At 69.4% G+C, this 16770-nt stretch carries 13 protein-coding genes; 11 read left to right on the top strand and 2 right to left on the bottom strand.

What is annotated here, in order from left to right; translation table 11 throughout:
* Positions 1–37: 37 nt before the first annotated feature.
* The 5 genes from B9C99_RS06880 (at position 38) to B9C99_RS06860 (ending at position 4506) form a co-directional block, all read left to right on the top strand.
* A complete protein-coding gene (locus B9C99_RS06880) occupies positions 38–541 on the top strand; it encodes a dimethylamine monooxygenase subunit DmmA family protein (RefSeq protein WP_088897356.1) in 504 nt (167 codons plus the stop codon).
* A complete protein-coding gene (locus B9C99_RS06875) occupies positions 538–1533 on the top strand; it encodes a PDR/VanB family oxidoreductase (protein ID WP_088897446.1) in 996 nt (331 codons plus the stop codon). The genes B9C99_RS06880 and B9C99_RS06875 overlap by 4 nt, the downstream gene beginning before the upstream one ends.
* Entirely contained in the window at positions 1530–2555 is a 1026-nt protein-coding gene (locus tag B9C99_RS06870; protein WP_088897355.1) for a DUF3445 domain-containing protein, read from the top strand. The genes B9C99_RS06875 and B9C99_RS06870 overlap by 4 nt, the downstream gene beginning before the upstream one ends.
* A gap of 124 nt (positions 2556–2679) precedes the next feature.
* Positions 2680–3891, top strand: a complete 1212-nt coding sequence (locus B9C99_RS06865) for a winged helix DNA-binding domain-containing protein (protein ID WP_088897354.1) — start codon at positions 2680–2682, stop codon at positions 3889–3891.
* Between the two features lie 9 nt (positions 3892–3900).
* Complete coding sequence (locus tag B9C99_RS06860) at positions 3901–4506, top strand: GNAT family N-acetyltransferase (RefSeq protein ID WP_016691881.1); 606 nt, start codon at positions 3901–3903, stop codon at positions 4504–4506.
* 91 nt (positions 4507–4597) lie between these two features.
* Here B9C99_RS06860 and thiD read toward each other — a convergent pair whose 3' ends face one another.
* Positions 4598–5389 carry a bifunctional hydroxymethylpyrimidine kinase/phosphomethylpyrimidine kinase gene (gene thiD, locus B9C99_RS06855; RefSeq protein ID WP_088897353.1) on the bottom strand — a complete coding sequence of 264 codons (792 nt, stop codon included), beginning with the start codon at positions 5387–5389 and terminating at the stop codon, positions 4598–4600.
* A gap of 124 nt (positions 5390–5513) precedes the next feature.
* Here thiD and B9C99_RS06850 point away from each other — a divergent pair, with 124 nt between their 5' ends.
* Complete coding sequence (locus B9C99_RS06850) at positions 5514–7508, top strand: alpha/beta fold hydrolase (protein WP_088897352.1); 1995 nt, start codon at positions 5514–5516, stop codon at positions 7506–7508.
* Positions 7509–7540: 32 nt separating this feature from the next.
* Here the strand turns inward: B9C99_RS06850 and B9C99_RS06845 are convergent, their stop codons facing one another.
* Positions 7541–7915 carry a hypothetical protein gene (locus B9C99_RS06845; RefSeq protein ID WP_088897351.1) on the bottom strand — a complete coding sequence of 125 codons (375 nt, stop codon included), beginning with the start codon at positions 7913–7915 and terminating at the stop codon, positions 7541–7543.
* A gap of 156 nt (positions 7916–8071) precedes the next feature.
* Between B9C99_RS06845 and B9C99_RS06840 the strand changes: the two genes are divergently transcribed.
* The 5 genes from B9C99_RS06840 to B9C99_RS06820 all read left to right on the top strand — a co-directional run bounded on the left by B9C99_RS06840 (position 8072) and on the right by B9C99_RS06820 (position 16743).
* Positions 8072–10732, top strand: coding sequence for a valine--tRNA ligase (locus B9C99_RS06840; RefSeq protein ID WP_088897350.1), 2661 nt, complete (start codon positions 8072–8074; stop codon positions 10730–10732).
* Positions 10729–12150: a folylpolyglutamate synthase/dihydrofolate synthase family protein gene (locus B9C99_RS06835; RefSeq protein ID WP_026061075.1), complete on the top strand. Its 1422-nt coding sequence runs from the start codon at positions 10729–10731 to the stop codon at positions 12148–12150. The genes B9C99_RS06840 and B9C99_RS06835 overlap by 4 nt, the downstream gene beginning before the upstream one ends.
* Positions 12147–12551: a DUF4233 domain-containing protein gene (locus B9C99_RS06830; RefSeq protein ID WP_016691887.1), complete on the top strand. Its 405-nt coding sequence runs from the start codon at positions 12147–12149 to the stop codon at positions 12549–12551. Before B9C99_RS06835 ends, B9C99_RS06830 begins: the two co-directional genes overlap by 4 nt.
* Positions 12552–12567: 16 nt before the next feature.
* On the top strand, positions 12568–12987 hold the full coding sequence (gene ndk, locus B9C99_RS06825; RefSeq protein ID WP_006551181.1) for a nucleoside-diphosphate kinase: 420 nt from the start codon (positions 12568–12570) through the stop codon (positions 12985–12987).
* Positions 12988–13464: 477 nt separating this feature from the next.
* Positions 13465–16743 carry a translation initiation factor IF-2 N-terminal domain-containing protein gene (locus B9C99_RS06820; RefSeq protein ID WP_172414891.1) on the top strand — a complete coding sequence of 1093 codons (3279 nt, stop codon included), beginning with the start codon at positions 13465–13467 and terminating at the stop codon, positions 16741–16743.
* The last annotated feature ends 27 nt before the right edge of the window (positions 16744–16770 follow it).

Genomic DNA, 16770 nt, shown 5'->3' with positions numbered 1-16770 from the left:
GGCTGTCTGTGCTTGGGGGAACTCCGTGAACGTATGCATGGACACCACCAGCGTCCCGAGATGGGGCGAGGAACGACGCATCGCCGGCGGGGGTCGCTACGTGACCGTCCTGTCGTTCGGTGACGCCGCCCTGGACCAGGCGCGCAGTCTCGTGTCGTCCTTCGGGGGTCGTCGTGTCGACTGGATCCGCCTGCCGGAGGAGTGGGGTGACACGGCCGCACAGATCCTGGAGCGGCAGGCGAGCGCAGCTCGCGTGGGGTGGCGCCTCGTCCTGGTCGGACCCGAAGCAGCAGTGCTGGCGGCGCGATCGGCGGCCGTGGCCGCCGGACTCCTCGACGACGAGATCCTTCCCCTTGTTGGGGATTCGGCGGCACGCACCGTCTACTGCGCGCACTGCCATTCGACGCACATCGCCGACGTCGCGATCGGACAGTCCAGTGCCTGCCCGACCTGCGCCACGGAACTCCTCGTCCACCACCACGTCTCCCGACTGCACGCCGCCTATCTCGGCTTCGCCGTCGATGCGGAGGAATGCCGATGACGCTGACATCCGATGTCCCGGTGGGCACATCGGCCGGCGGAACGGAACTGCAGTTGACCGTCACGGAGACGATCGCGCTGACGCCCACCGTGCGACACGTCCGTCTCGCGGACCCCGCCGGCCGCACGCTTCCCTCCTTCACTCCCGGTAGTCACGTCGTCCTCACCTGCGGCACCGGACCCGGCGGGCGACCGCGTCGCAACTCGTATTCCCTGACCGGTCCCGCTTTCGAACCCGACCACTACGCGATCTCGGTGCGCTTGGAGGAATCCGGTCGCGGCGGTTCGCAGTGGGTCCACGACCTCCAGGTCGGGGACCGAGTCCCGGTCGGCACACCGCGCAGCGCATTCGCTCCGATCCTCACGGCCCGGCACCATCTGCTGGTCGCGGGTGGGATCGGGATCACGCCGATCCTGTCCCATGTCCGCGCGGCCGTGCAGTGGGGCCGATCGTTCGAGGTGCACTACGCCTTCCGCGCCGGCGACGGTGCCCACCTCGGCGAACTGCATGATCTGTGCGAACCTCGCCTGCACACCTACACGGCGCGAGAGGTCTTCCGAGAGCGGATCGGGCAGACGCTGCTGGAACAGCCCATCGGTACCCACCTCTACCTGTGCGGTCCGACCGGTCTCGTCGACGACCTCTGCGAACGTGCCGGTCGCGCGGGGTGGCCCGACGCGCGTGTGCACTACGAGCACTTCGGGCTCGGCGACCTCGACCCGGGAGAGCCGTTCATCGCCCACCTGACCCGCCGCGGCATCGACGTCGCCGTCGACTCGGGCGTCAGCCTGCTCGACGCACTCGAAAGTCGTGGCGTCGCAGTACCCAGCCTGTGCCGACAGGGCGTGTGCGGTGAATGTCGACTGCCTGTGACGAGCGGAGGGATCGACCACCGCGATCTGTACCTGAATGCTGAGGAGAAGGACGCGGGAGACTGCATGATGCCGTGCGTCTCCCGATCGAACGGACCCCGATTGGAGCTGGATCTGTGAGTACGACAATCGATCTCGTCGTCCGCGACGACGACCTCGGCCTGCCTGATCGGATCGCGCGCTTCCCGTTCCCGTTCGTCCGCGACACCTACCGCTACAGCACCAACGTCGAACCCGCCGGAAGTCCCGTGGACACCGCCGTCGGCGGATGGGGCCGGCATCCCGTCGACATGGACGAGCACTATCTCGACGACCTCGCCGAACGAGAGCGCATCCTCGGTGCCGACCCCACCCGGTTCCAGTCCCTGCCGCACATGGAGATCGCGCAGTGGGACGCGATGGTCACACTGATGCGGATGCTCGCCGACGCGTACCCGGAGACCTTCGCGTTCGAGCGCGACGGTGAGGCGCGACTGTTCGTCAACCGCGCGCTCGGCGTCGAACAGTCCTTCGTCTTCGGTGATCGGTCGACGCTGTCCGAACCGCCGCTGCGTTTCATCGGCAGGCATATCCAGGAGGATGTCGTCCTGCTCGACCAGCGCGAAGGTGCGCTGTGGGGTGACGCCGGCCTGGTCACCTTCGCGGCCGACTGGTCGCTGCGTTTCGACGTCGGCATGAGTTTCCGCCAGATCCACGGGCCCGTCCCGCGCGTCCACACCGAAGGAGTGATCCCGCGCGCCGAGCAATTTCTCATGGGACTGCAGGCGGGACAGTGCTACCGACGCACGAACTGGTCGCTCAGCGTCGACCGGCGACTCGACCAGTCCACCGAGACCTATCCCGAATGGGGCCGCGATCGCCGACTGCTCGCCGAGGGGCCGCTCGAGGACGTCGGACGACGCCTGCACCTCCGCGTCGAGGTCCAGCACCTCGTGCGTCTCGGCGTCTCCGGCGCAATCATGTTCCTCATCCGCACGCACCTGTTGTCGTTCGAGGACATCGCCCGGGTGCCCGAATGGTCCGAGCGTCTCCACTCGGTCCTCGACGAACTTCCCGACGACATGGCCGAGTACAAGGGAATAACGCGTACCCGCGGACCGGGTCTGCGTTGGCTGCGTACCTACGGGGGCGTCCAATCCTGAACGCAGAACGAAGGGGAGGTTGTGTGCGGAATTTTTGATGGACACGCACACAACCTCCCCGCAGTTCTCGATTCGGCTCGGCGGTAGCTCTCCTGTGTCGGACACCACCTCTACGATGTCGGCCATGGCCGAGCGGAGGATCGACGCAACCGAACGCCGAGCACGACTTGCCGCCAGGCACCGCCTGCACCCGAAGCATCGTGCGGCCGACGCGGTCGATGCCGCGAGAAGTGTGGTGTGCCTACACGGCACCGACCCGGCGACCGTCTACCTGTCGGCGTGGGCCCGCGTCGACGACTTCACCGTGGCCGACCTCGACAGGGTGCTCTACGACGACCGCACCATGGTCAAGCACATGGCCATGCGACGCACCGTTTTCGTTGTCCCGCGCGACACCCTCCCGGTGGTGCAGGCCGGGGCGAGCGCCCGGGTCGCCGCCGCACAACGGCGCACGGTCGTCAAGGACGTCGTGAAGGCCGGATTGCACGACGACGGCGAGAGCTGGCTCGACGAGGTGAGCCGCCACATCCTCGCCGCCCTGGCCGACGGGCGGGAGGTGACATCGAGCGAGCTCAAGGCCGAGATCCCGCTCCTCGACGGCGCGCTGGGGTTCGGTGCCGGCAAATCCTGGGGTGGGCTGGTCACCTTCGCGCCTCGTGTCCTCACGGTGCTCTCCGCCGAGGGGAAAGTGGTGCGGGCGTCGAACAAGGGGTCGTGGCGGGTCTCGCGCCCCACCTGGACGACCACCGAGTCGTGGCTGGGCACGGCCATCGACCCCGTCGACGAGGCGACGGGTGTGCGTGAACTCGTGCGGATGTGGCTGCTCGCATTCGGTCCCGGCACCGAGGCGGATCTGAAGTGGTGGCTCGGCTCCACCCTCACCGCCGTCCGCGCCGCCCTCGCCGAACTCGACGTGGTGGAGGTCGATCTCGACGGCCGCACCGGTTACCTGCTGCCCGACGACCTCGAACCGCAGGGCGAGGTCGAACCGTGGGGTGCGCTGCTGCCCGGTCTGGACCCCACGGTCATGGGGTGGACCGAACGCGAGTGGTATCTCGGGCCGTACAAGGAGGCGCTGTTCGACTCCAACGGCAACGCCGGTCCCACCGCCTGGTGGGACGGACGGATCGTCGGCACGTGGTGGCAGACCGACACGGGTGGGGTGAGCCTGCACCTGCTCGAGGACATCGGCGCCGAAGGCACCGCGGTGCTGCGCGAGGAAGCCGCCCGCCTCGACGACTGGCTGGGCGGGGTGCGGGTGATGCCGCGTTTCCCCACACCGCTCGCGAAGGAACTGGCCACGGAAGGCAGGTCGTCCGACAGGTCTTCGTCGTAGGCTGCGGACATGGCCGTCGAACCGAGAACCGCCACGCGCCGCGACATTCCGGTCTTCGCTCGGGTGATCGCCGAGGCATTCTTCGACGATCCGGTCTTCGTGTGGATGTTCCCGGACGAGGAGCACCGTATCCGCCGCATGACCCGTTTCTTCGCCGCCGACGCCCGGCACCACATGGTGCCGTTGGGAGCCACCGACATCGCCGAGTCCGGCGGGACGGTCGGAGGTGCGGCGATGTGGGCACCGCCCGGACGATGGCGCACCGATGTGTGGACCTCGCTCCGCCTCCTGCCCGGCCTCTACGCCGCGCTCGGCCGGTACATGAAGCGGGGAGGGCAGGTCAACGTCACCCTCGACGCGGCGCATCCGGACGAACCGCACTGGTACCTGTCGACGATCGGCACCTCACCCGCTGCGCGGGGGACAGGCCTCGGCACAGCCCTCATGAAGGCCGGCCTCGACCGCGCCGACGCCGAACACGCTCCCGCCTACCTCGAGTCGAGCAAGGAATCGAACGTTCCCTACTACGAGCGGTTCGGTTTCGAGGTCACCCGCGCCATCGTCATCCCCGGCGGCGGGCCGACGCTGTGGGGGATGTGGCGCCAACCGCGCTGACGGGTATCGATCCGCGATCGAATTCGTCATCCGCTACCGCAATTGCCGCGGCGGACGACGAATCGGATCGCGGATGCTCCCCGCCTTCGGATCAGGCGCCCTGCCAGACGGTGTCGAACGGAGTGTTGGCGGACACGCGTCCCTTGATCCCGGTCGTGACGAAGTCCTTCGCGCGGGCTGCGGCGTCGGCGACCGATGCGCCCTTCGCGAGTTCGGCGGTGATCGCGGCGGCGAGAGTGCAGCCGGCGCCGGAGACGCGCTCGTTGCCGACCTTCGGGGCCGTCAGCAGCGTGACCTCGGAGCCGTCGAACAGCACGTCCACGGCGTCCTCGCCGTCGAGTTCGACGCCGCCCTTCGCGACCACGTACTTCGGGCCGAGGTCGTGGATGCGACGCGCGGCCTCGATGAGCTGGTCGACGGAGGTGATCTCGTCCATGCCGGACAGGGTGCGCGCCTCGAACAGGTTCGGGGTGACGACCGTGGCGTGGGGGAGCACCTGGGCGCGCAGTGCGTTGTCGGTGTCGAGTGCGGCGCCGGCCTCCTGGCCCTTGCAGATCAGGACCGGGTCGAGCACGACGTGCCGCCAGTTCTGCTTCTCGAGACCTTCGGCGACGACGTCGATCGTCGCGGGCGTGCCCAGCATGCCGATCTTCACCACGTCGAGGTTGTGGGCGGCGGTGGCAGCTTCGATCTGGTCGGCGATCACGTCGGCCGGGACCGGGAAGAAGCGGTGGCCCCAGTCGTTCTTGGGGTCGAACGAGACGATGCACGTCGTGGTGCCCACGCCGTAGACACCGAGCTGCTGGAACGTCTTGAGGTCGACCTGCAGACCGGCGCCACCGGTCGCTTCCGAGCCGGCGATGACGTATGCGAGGTCGACCATGTGAGTGCTCCGTTCGGACTGGGAGACGGCGTTTCCACGGGATGTACCCGCCGAACGACCAGGTTACAGACGAACCAGGTGCCACCTGCGGACCGCCCACCGTCGCTCCCGATATCGTCCAGGCATGACGGCCTTCCACGAGCTCGACGACTACCTGGCGCTTCCCCGCGTCACCTCCCTCACGATGTCCCCCGACGGGAATCGTCTGGTGATCACGCAGTCGACGCTCGACGACAAGGCCACCTCGTATACAGCGGCTCTGTGGGAGGTGGATCCCGAAGGCAACGCCCCGGCGCGACGCCTCACCCACGGCACCACGGGTGAATCGAACCCGACCTTCACCGCGACCGGCGACCTGCTGTTCACCGCCGCCCGCGGCAAGGACGACCCGCCGGTGTCGTTGTGGCGACTGCCCGCGTCGGGTGGCGAGGCCGAGCAGGTCGGGTCCCGCAAGGGGGGATTCGCATCGGTGCACGCGGCATCCGAGGCCGACCGGATCGTCCTCGTCGCGTCCGTCCTCGGCCACAGCGAGTCCGACGACGGACGGATCCGGGACGCCCGTAAGGACGGGGCCGTCACCGCGGTGCTGCACACAGGCTATCCGGTGCGCTACTGGGACCACGATCTCGGACCCGACCAGCCGCACCTGCTCGTCCCGGACAAGAGCGGCGACGGGTTCACCGACCTCACACCCGGGATCAGGGGGGCGCTGCGGGATGCCTCTGTCGACATCGCTGCCGACGGTTCGTTCGCCGCCGCGACATGGGTGGTCCCCGGTCCGCTCGCCTCGCGGCGCGTCACACTCGTGGGGGTCGATCTCGGTACCGGCCTGCGCACCCCGCTCGTCGACGACGAGACCGGCGACGCGACGCACCCGGTGATCTCGCGCGACGGGACGAGGCTCGCCTACCTGCACGAGTCGATCGGCGACGCGGAGAACCCGCCGCAGATCACCGTCCGCGTCCTCGACATCGCGACCGGGACCACGACCGTCGAGGCCCCGGAGTGGGACAGGCGTCCCACTTCCGTCACGTGGTTGCCCGACGGTTCGGGTCTCGTGCTCACCGCCGACGATCACGGTCGCGCGCCGGTGTTCGTGCAGAGGCTCGGGTCCGCACAGCCCGACCGCCTCACCCCGGACGACGCCGCCTACACGGACGTCCGTATCGCGCCCGACGGCAACAGGGCATACGCGCTGCGAGCCTCCTACGAAGGGCCGCCGCACCCCGTGCGCATCGACCTCACCGGACCGGACGCCGGCACCGTCACGCCGTTACGTGCTCCCGCTGCGCTTCCGGAACTCCCGGGACGTCTCGAGGTACTGACCACCCAGGCCCCCGACGGCACGCCGGTGCGGGCGTGGTTCGCGATTCCGCACACCGCGTCCGCCGACGACCCCGCGCCGATGCTGCTGTGGGTGCACGGTGGCCCGTTGAGCAGCTGGAACACCTGGTCGTGGCGCTGGAACCCGTGGCTCCTCGTCGCCCGCGGCTATGCGGTGCTGCTGCCCGATCCCGCACTGTCCACCGGCTACGGCGACGACTTCGTGCGGCGTGGCTGGGGGCGGTGGGGGAGCGAACCGTACACCGATCTGATGGCCGTCACGGATGCCGCGGTCGCGCGTGAGGACATCGACGAGGAGCGGACCGCGGTGATGGGCGGATCGTTCGGTGGATATCTCGCCAATTGGATCGCCGGGCACACCGACCGATTCCGCGCGGTCGTCACCCACGCGGGTCTGTGGGCGCTGGACCAGTTCACCCCGACCACCGACGTGGCCTGGTACTGGCAGCGGGAGATGACCCCGGAGATGGCGGTCGAGAACTCACCGCACCTGTTCGTCGCCGACATCGTCACGCCCATGCTCGTGATCCACGGCGACAAGGACTATCGCGTCCCGATCGGCGAGGCCCTGCGCCTGTGGTACGAGCTGCTCAACGAATCGGGACGGCCCGCCGAGGACGACGGCACCACCGTCCACCGCTTCCTGTACTTCCCGTCCGAGAACCACTGGGTGCTGAAGCCGCAGCACTCGAAGATCTGGTACCGGACCGTCGAGGCGTTCCTGTCCGAGCACGTGCTCGGCCGCCCGCTCGACCTGCCGGACGAGCTGGGCTGACCGAGCACGTCTGCTCGGGGTTCGCCGCCCCGCTATTCGGGTGGCCGTGGCTGGTCGCCCGGCGAGGCCGGCGGACGGGTGGGCTCATCGGTGGCCGGTGTCGACTCGCTCGTCGCTGAACCGGAACCGGAGCCGGTCGACGAGTGCTGACCCGATCCGCCGCGATGGGTGACCTTCTCTGCGAGACCACCGACCGTCTCCTGGAGGTGCGGCGCCTTCTCCTTCACGACGCCGGCCGCCTCCGTCACCTTGTCCTGTACCGCAGGAATGACCTTTTCCTGGACCGCCGGGTTGTGCCACAGCTCGTTCGAACGTCCCAGCAACTTGTCGTACGTCTCGCGTCCCGCCCGGGTCCCCGCGACGAATCCCGCGGCTGCACCTGCAGCGAAGATCAATGCCCGCATCATGACGGTGTCCTCCGTCCTGTCGTTCGGCGTCCGCGCATTCGGCCGCTCGGCACTGCGATACCCCGTCGGGGGTCGGGCCACACTCTGTCCTGGCCCCTGTCCGGCTCTGTCGTGGCCCCTGTCCAGGAGGTTCGCCGCGACGCTTACGATTGACGGGTGACCAGTGCGCCAGAGAACTCGCAGAACCCCGCCGACGCCCTTCCCAAGAGCTGGGACCCCAGCGCCGTCGAAGCGGAGCTCTACCAGCAGTGGGTCGACGCCGGCTACTTCGAGGCCGACCCCACGAGCGACAAGCCCGGGTACTCGATCGTCCTGCCGCCGCCGAACGTCACCGGCAGCCTGCACATGGGTCACGCCCTCGACCACACCCTCATGGACGTGCTCTCCCGCCGTAAGCGCATGCAGGGCTACGAGGTGCTGTGGCTGCCCGGCATGGACCACGCCGGCATCGCCACCCAGACCGTCGTCGAGAAGCAGCTCGCTGCCGACGGTAAGAAGAAGGAGGACCTCGGTCGCGAGGCCTTCATCGACAAGGTCTGGCAGTGGAAGGCCGAGTCCGGCGGCATGATCCAGGGCCAGATGCGTCGCATCGGCGACGGCGTGGACTGGTCGCGCGACCGCTTCACCATGGACGAGGGCCTGTCCCGCGCCGTGCAGACGATGTTCAAGCGTCTCTACGACGAGGGCCTGATCTACCGCGCCGAGCGTCTGGTCAACTGGTCGCCCGTGCTGCAGACCGCGATCTCCGACATCGAGGTGAAGTTCGAGGAGGTCGAGGGTGAGCTCGTCTCCCTGCGCTACGGCTCCCTGAACGACGACGAGCCGCACGTCGTCGTCGCCACCACCCGCGTGGAGACGATGCTCGGTGACACCGCCGTCGCGGTCCACCCCGAGGACGAGCGCTACAAGGACATCATCGGCACCACGCTCGAGCATCCGATCACCGGGCGGCAGATCCCGATCATCGCCGACGAATACGTCGACCCCGAATTCGGTACGGGCGCAGTGAAGATCACGCCTGCGCACGACCCCAACGACTTCGAGATGGGTCTGCGGCACGACCTGCCGATGCCCACGATCATGGACAAGGCCGGCCGCATCGCCGATTCCGGCACCCGCTTCGACGGCATGGACCGTTTCGAGGCGCGCGTCGCGATCCGCGAGGAACTCGCCGCGCAGGGCCGTGTCGTCGCCGAGAAGCGCCCCTACCTGCACAGCGTCGGCCACTCCGAGCGGTCCGGCGAGACCATCGAGCCGCGCCTGTCGATGCAGTGGTGGGTCAAGGTCGACAAGCTCGCCAAGGCCGCCGGCGACGCAGTGCGCAACGGCCACACCGTCATCCACCCCGCGAGCCAGGAACCGCGCTGGTTCGACTGGGTCGACAACATGCACGACTGGTGCATCTCGCGTCAGCTGTGGTGGGGTCACCGCATCCCGATCTGGTACGGCCCGAACGGCGAGGTCGAGTGCTTCGGCCCCGACGAGACCGCACCCGAGGGCTGGGAGCAGGACCCGGACGTGCTCGACACGTGGTTCTCGTCCGGGCTGTGGCCGTTCTCCACGATGGGCTGGCCGGAGAAGACCCCCGAGCTCGACAAGTTCTATCCCACCAGCGTTCTCGTCACCGGCTACGACATCCTGTTCTTCTGGGTCGCCCGCATGATGATGTTCGGCACCTACGTGTCGGGCGACGACGCGGTGCACCAGGCTCAGGTGCCGTTCCGGGATCTGTTCCTGCACGGCCTCGTCCGTGACCAGTTCGGCAAGAAGATGTCGAAGTCGCGCGGCAACGGCATCGACCCGCTCGACTGGGTCGAGCGTTTCGGCGCCGACGCCCTGCGCTTCACGCTGGCGCGCGGCGCGAACCCGGGTGGCGACCTCGCCGTCGGTGAGGACCACGCCCAGTCGTCGCGCAACTTCGCGAACAAGCTGTTCAACGCGACCAAGTTCGCGCTGATGAACGGCGCGGTGATCGGCGAGCTCCCGGCCCGCGACCAGCTCACCGATGCCGATCGGTGGATCCTCGACCGCCTCGAGCAGGTGCGCACCGAGGTCGACGCGGCCTTCGACCACTACGAGTTCTCGAAGGCGTGCGAGGCGCTCTACCACTTCGCGTGGGACGAGGTCTGCGACTGGTATCTCGAGCTCGCCAAGGTCCAGCTCGCCGAGGGCAGCGCCTACGCCGACGGCACCAAGGTCGTGCTCGGCACCGTCCTCGACCAGTTGCTGCGCCTGCTGCACCCGGTCATCCCGTTCGTCACCGAGACGCTGTGGAAGGTGCTCACCGGCGGCGAGTCCGTCGTGATCGCGTCCTGGCCCGAGGCGTCCGGCGTCGCCACCGACGAGACCGCGGCGCAGCGTGTCGCCGACCTGCAGAAGCTCGTCACCGAGGTCCGCAGGTTCCGCAGCGATCAGGGCCTCAAGCCGTCGCAGAAGGTTGCGGCCCGGCTCGTCGGTGTCGAGGACGCCGATCTCGTCGCGCAGGTGCCGGCCGCGCAGTCGCTCGCGCGCCTGACCGCGCCGGAGGAGTCGTTCTCGGCCACCGCGTCGATCGAGGTCCGGCTGAGCCGCGCGACGGTCACCGTCGAGCTCGACACCTCCGGCAGCATCGACGTCGGCGCCGAGATCGCCCGCCTTCGCAAGGATCTCGCCGCCGCGGAGAAGGAGCTGACGGGCACCTCCGCGAAGCTGTCGAACGAGGCCTTCCTCGCGAAGGCACCCGACCAGGTGGTCGAGAAGATCCGCGGTCGCAAGCAGATCGCCGAAGAGGAAATCGCACGGATCACCGCACGACTGAAGGAGCTGGGCGCGGCGTGAGCACCGACACCCCGGGGGCGCCGTCCCCGGTGGACCTGGCCGAACTGACGCTCGTCGAAGCCGAGCTCGACAAGCGCTGGCCGGAGACGAAGATCGAGCCGTCCCTGGCGCGGATCGCCGCGCTCATGGACATCCTCGGGTCGCCGCAGAACAGCTACCCGTCGATCCACGTCGCCGGCACGAACGGCAAGACGTCGACGACCCGGATGATCGACGCGCTGCTCACCCGCATGCACCACCGCGTCGGCCGGACGACGAGCCCGCATCTGCAGCTCGCCACCGAGCGGATCAGCATCGACGGCGCGCCGGTCTCGCCGCGGACCTACGTCGACACCTACCGCGACATCGAACCGTACGTCCGGATGATCGACGAGCAGTCCGAGGCGGCCGGTGGCCCGAAGATGAGCAAGTTCGAGGTCACCACGGCCATGGCGTTCGCGGCGTTCGCCGACGCGCCCGTCGACGTGGCGGTTGTCGAGGTCGGTCTCGGCGGACGGTGGGACGCCACCAACGTCGTCACCGGGCAGGTCGCGGTGATCACGCCCGTCGGGATCGACCACACGGGTTATCTGGGCGACACCCTCACGGAGATCGCGGGGGAGAAGGCCGGGATCATCAAGAAGGCACCCGACGACGGTCTCGTGCCCCGCGACACCGTGGCGATCATCGCGCAGCAGGAACCCGAGGCGATGGACGTGCTGCTGCGGCAGGCCGTCGAGGCCGACGCGGCCGTGGCCCGCCAGGGTTCCGAGTTCGCGGTGGTGCGGCGCGCGGTCGCCGTCGGTGGACAGCAGATCGACCTGCAGGGTCTCGGCGGTCTCTACACCGACATCTTCCTGCCGCTCCACGGCGAGCACCAGGCGCACAACGCGTCGGTCGCGCTGGCCGCGGTCGAGGCGTTCTTCGGGGCGGGCCCCGACAAGCAGCTCGATGTCGAGGCGGTGCGCGACGCGTTCGCGTCGGTGACCACGCCGGGCCGGCTCGAACGGGTGCGCAATGCGCCCACCGTCTTCCTCGACGCCGCGCACAACCCGCACGGTGCGAAGGCCCTCGCGGCCGCGCTCGCCCAGGAATTCGACTTCCGCAAGCTCGTGGGTGTCGTGAGCGTGATGGCCGACAAGGACGTCGCGGGTCTGATCGAGGCGCTCGAACCGGTCTTCGACGAGATCGTCGTCACCCACAACGGGTCGCCGCGGGCGATGGACGTCGACGATCTGGCGAACATCGCCGTCGCCCGATTCGGCGACGAACGGGTCGTCACCGCGGCGACGCTCCCGGATGCGATCGAGACCGCGATCGCGATCGCGGAGGAGGTCGGCGAGCCCGGCGAAGCGGTGTCGGGCGCCGGGGTCGTGGTCACCGGTTCGGTGGTGACCGCAGGTGCGGCCCGCAGTCTGTTCGGAAAGGATCCCGCGTGAGCAACGACAAGCCGGAGGAACAGAAGTTCCGGCCGCCGACGACGGACCCCTGGAAGGGCTTCCGCGGCGTGATGGCGGGAACGCTCGTGCTCGAGGCGATCGTGGTGCTGCTGGTGCTGCCGGTCATCGCGACCGTCGGCGGGGGACTGAGCGCGTGGTCGACGACCTATGTCGTGGGCCTCGCCGTTCTCATGTTCCTCGGAGCCGGGATACAGAAGAAGTCGTGGGCGATCCCGTTCAACATCACGTTGCAGGTGCTGGCGGTGCTGGGCTTCTTCGTCGACCTCGCGTTCGGTGCGGTGGGTGTGCTCTTCGCCGTGGTGTGGGCGTACATCTTCTACCTGCGCAAGGACATCAGGGATCGCGAATCCAGGGGTCTGCTCCCGGGCCAGCGGGACTGACCTCTAGGCTTGTCGCGTGACTGAGCGGACCCTGGTACTGATCAAGCCCGACGGCGTCGCACGCCGTCACGTCGGAGAGATCCTCTCGCGCATCGAGCGCAAGGGGCTGGACATCGTGGCTCTCGAGCTGCGTACCGCGACCGAGGAGGTCGCCGGAGCGCACTACGCCGAGCACGAGGGCAAGCCCTTCTACCCCTCCCTGATCGAGTTCATCACCGGTGGCCCCCTCGTGGCGGCGGTCCTCGAAGGCCCCCGCGCGATCGCGGCGTTCCGGCAGCTCGCCGGTGGCACCGATCCGGTCGAGAAGGCCGTGCCCGGCTCGATCCGTGGCGACCTCGGCCTGGATCCGGGAGAGAACCTGGTCCACGGCTCCGACTCGGTGGAGTCCGCGGAGCGCGAGATCGCTCTCTGGTTCCCCGCCCTGGCTGCGAAGTAACAGCCCCGCACGAGCGGCGCCTGGCGTGTCGCTCACGAAACCTCTCGGGCGTCGCGCTTCGCGCCTCCCGACACCGCCGACGGCGCCCTCCGGGGCGCCGTTGGCGTATCCGTGCATCTCCGTGTGGGATACTGGCATAGGTTGCCCCGCACACACCGCGTGCGGAGCGGCCGAACGACATCACGGATCGATGCCCGACATCGCTGTGGCCGAGGACGAAGGAGACACCTCGCTCGGCGGCACGCTGGATGTTCCGGCGCTCGACCCGCGATCAAGCCAGGCATTGCTCGGCCGTGCAGTGAAAACGGGCACCGGACGACCGCGCGATGCGAGACCGGAAGGACTCGCGCCCACCCGGCGCGAGTACACAAGCTGCGCCCCCGCGTGGCCGCTCACATCGCTGTTGTCGGTGGTGGACGCGCCCGGGGGCCTTAGGAGACCTACGTGGCCGATCAAGAGCCGCCGGAGAACAACTCGATCGAAGCGTCGGACGCAGGGGGACGGAACCTCCTCGGTCTGCCTGCCAAGATCCGCGTCCATGCCCTCGCCAAGCTGCTGGGGCTGACCAGTAAGCAGGTGATTGCGAAAGCCGCCGAGCGCGGCACCGAGCTGCGCAGTGCGCACTCGACCCTCCCACGCGACGTCGCGGAGGACCTGCACGCCGCGTTGAGCGACGACACGGGCACGGCCGAACCCACCGTGCAGGAAGCCGGGACGGCTCCCGAACCTGCAGCACAGACGGCTCCCGAGGCCGAGGCTGCTCCCGAGCCCGCCGCCGAGGCGACGCCCGAGCCTGCGGCCGAGGTGGCGGAGACCGCCGAGGCCGTGCCGGTCGAGAGCGACGAGCTGCGACCCGCCGAGAAGACCGCGGACGAGACCGCGCCGCAGGCCGTCGACATCCCCTCCGTCGGAGGACCCACCGGGCTGTTCACGTCGGTGGAGCAGAGCACTCCGCTGTTCGAGATGCCCGAGCCGTCGACGACGGCCGAGCCGATGGTCGCCGCACCGCTGTTCCTCCAGCCCGAGGTGCCCTCGCCGGCCGAGGAGGAGGAGACCCGCCCGCGTCGCCGACGCGCACGCCGCGGCAAGGACACCGAGCAGGCTCCGGCCGAGGACGAGCAGCAGACCGCCGAGCCGGCCGCCGCCGAGTCCACCGAGGAAGCGCCGTCGCAGCAGGCCGAGGAAGACCAGGACGACCAGCCGCGTCGCCGCCGCCGCGGACGTCGCGGTCGTGGACGTGGCCGCGGGGACGGCACCGACACCGACCAGCAGGACGAGACCACCGCGACCGGCGAGGACACCGAGTCCGCCGCCGCGGAGACGGAGAAGCCCGCTGCAGCGGAGTCCACCGCAGCAGAGTCCACCACAGCGGAGACCCACGCCGAGGAGACCGCCGGCACCGAGGAGAGCACCTCCGACGAGGCCGCCTCGGGCGACGAGCACGACACCGACGACGAGCAGGGCGGGGGGACGTCCCGCCGCCGCCGCCGTCGCCGTCGTCGTCGCGGTTCCGACACCGACACCGCGAGCACCGACGACGACTCGGTTCCCACGGTCGTCCACGAGCGGGAGCCGCGTCCGAAGAGCCGCGCCAAGGACGAGGTCCAGGGCATCAGCGGTTCCACGCGTCTCGAGGCGAAGCGTCAGCGTCGGCGTGACGGCCGCGAGGCCGGTCGCCGCCGGCCCCCGATCCTCACCGAATCCGAGTTCCTCGCCCGCCGCGAGGCGGTCGACCGGGTCATGGTCGTGCGCGAACGCACGGGCGGTTCCCACGCGGGCATGACGCAGGTCGCGGTGCTCGAGGACGGCATCCTCGTCGAGCACTTCGTCACGACCTCCGGGTCGGCGTCGATGGTCGGCAACATCTATCTCGGCCGCGTGCAGAACGTCCTTCCGTCCATGGAAGCCGCGTTCATCGACATCGGGCGTGGCCGCAACGGCGTGCTCTACGCCGGTGAGGTGAACTGGGAGGCCGCGGGCCTCGGAGGCAATTCCCGCAAGATCGAGCAGGCCCTCAAGCCCGGCGACCAGGTGGTCGTGCAGGTCAGCAAGGACCCGGTCGGTCACAAGGGCGCGCGTCTGACCACCCAGATCAGCCTCGCCGGACGCTTCCTGGTGTACGTGCCGGGCGGCTCGTCCACGGGCATCAGCCGCAAGCTGCCCGACACCGAACGCAAGCGTCTCAAGGACATCCTCCGCGAGATCGTCCCCTCCGAGGCGGGCGTGATCATCCGTACCGCCGCCGAGGGCGTGAGCGAGGAGGAACTCTCGCGCGACGTCACCCGTCTGCAGACGCAGTGGGAGGCGATCCGGGAGCAGTCCGAGAAGCTGCAGGCCGACGCATCGGGACAGCCGAAGACCCTCTACGAGGAGCCGGATCTGCTCGTGAAGGTCGTGCGAGACCTGTTCAACGAGGACTTCTCCAAGCTCGTCATCGAGGGCGACTCGGCGTGGAACACCGTCGAGAGCTACATCCGGACGGTCGCACCCGACCTGCTGCCCCGCGTCGAGCGCTACCGCTCGGAGAACTCGGTGGACGTCTTCGGCGCGCACCGCATCGACGAGCAGCTCGCGAAGGCTCTCGACCGCAAGGTGTGGCTGCCCTCCGGCGGCACGCTCGTCATCGACCGCACCGAGGCGATGACCGTCATCGACGTCAACACCGGCAAGTTCACCGGGTCCGGCGGCAACCTCGAGGAGACGGTCACCCGTAACAACCTCGAGGCGGCCGAGGAGATCGTCCGCCAGATGCGCCTGCGCGACATCGGCGGCATGATCGTCGTCGACTTCATCGACATGGTGCTCGAGTCCAACCGCGATCTCGTGCTGCGGCGCCTGACCGAGGCTCTCGGCCGGGACCGCACCCGCCACCAGGTCTCGGAGGTCACCTCGCTCGGCCTGGTCCAGATGACGCGCAAGCGGCTCGGGACCGGTCTCGTCGAGGCGTTCTCCACCACCTGTGAGCACTGCAGCGGCCGCGGCCTCATCGTGCACTCGGAGCCGATCGAGTCGAAGTCCTCGGACGACTCCGGTCGTTCGTCCGGCGGTGGTTCGCGGCGCAAGCGTGGACGCGACAAGAGCTCGCAGGAGCCCGCCGCCGAGGCGCACGCGACGCCGTCGCCCGAAGAGGTCGTCAAGCGTGCCGCGCACCCCGTGGCGCTCGCCATGGCCGCGCACAACTCGACACCGGCCGCGGACGCTCCGGAGGCAGAGTCGGCAGCAGCGGCCGAGGCCGCATCCGAGACGGCGGCCGACGTCGACCCGGTCAAGGTCACCGAGCCGCTGCGGGCCGTCGAGCCCGAGAAGGTCGCCGCACCGACGAAGGAGCCCGTCGCAGGGGAGGACGCCACCACGGTGACGACCGCCTCCGACGAGCCCGCCGAGATCGAAGCCGAGGTCGCAGCGGCCGAATCCGCGGTCGCAGAGACCGCTGTTCCCGAGGCTGCCGTGTCCGGGACGGCCGTCTCCGGCGCGGGGGAGAGCACCGACGGTGCGGCTTCCGTCGAGGCCGCAGAACCGGCTCCGCGTCGTCGTCGGGCCCGCAGGGTCGCACGGGCGGCCGCAGCGCCCGCCGGTGACGGTGGACCTGCAGCCAAGGTGTTCGTCGTCCCCGCGACGACCGACACGTCGACGGGGGCCGAGTCGGACTCCCGGCCGAGCACACCGGTCGAGACGCCGGTGGAGATCGTGCGGCGGCCGCGTTCGCGGCGTGCCGCAGGGCGCCCCGCCGGACCTCCGGTGGACGCCGAAGCGTGACCCTCCGCTTCCGGGCCGGTCACGACC

Origin of the sequence: Rhodococcus sp. BUPNP1 (assembly GCF_002215235.1) — a bacterium.
GTDB lineage: Bacteria > Actinomycetota > Actinomycetes > Mycobacteriales > Mycobacteriaceae > Rhodococcus.
Note: the sequence above shows the minus strand (reverse complement) of the source record. Positions and strands in the feature narration are given on the sequence as shown.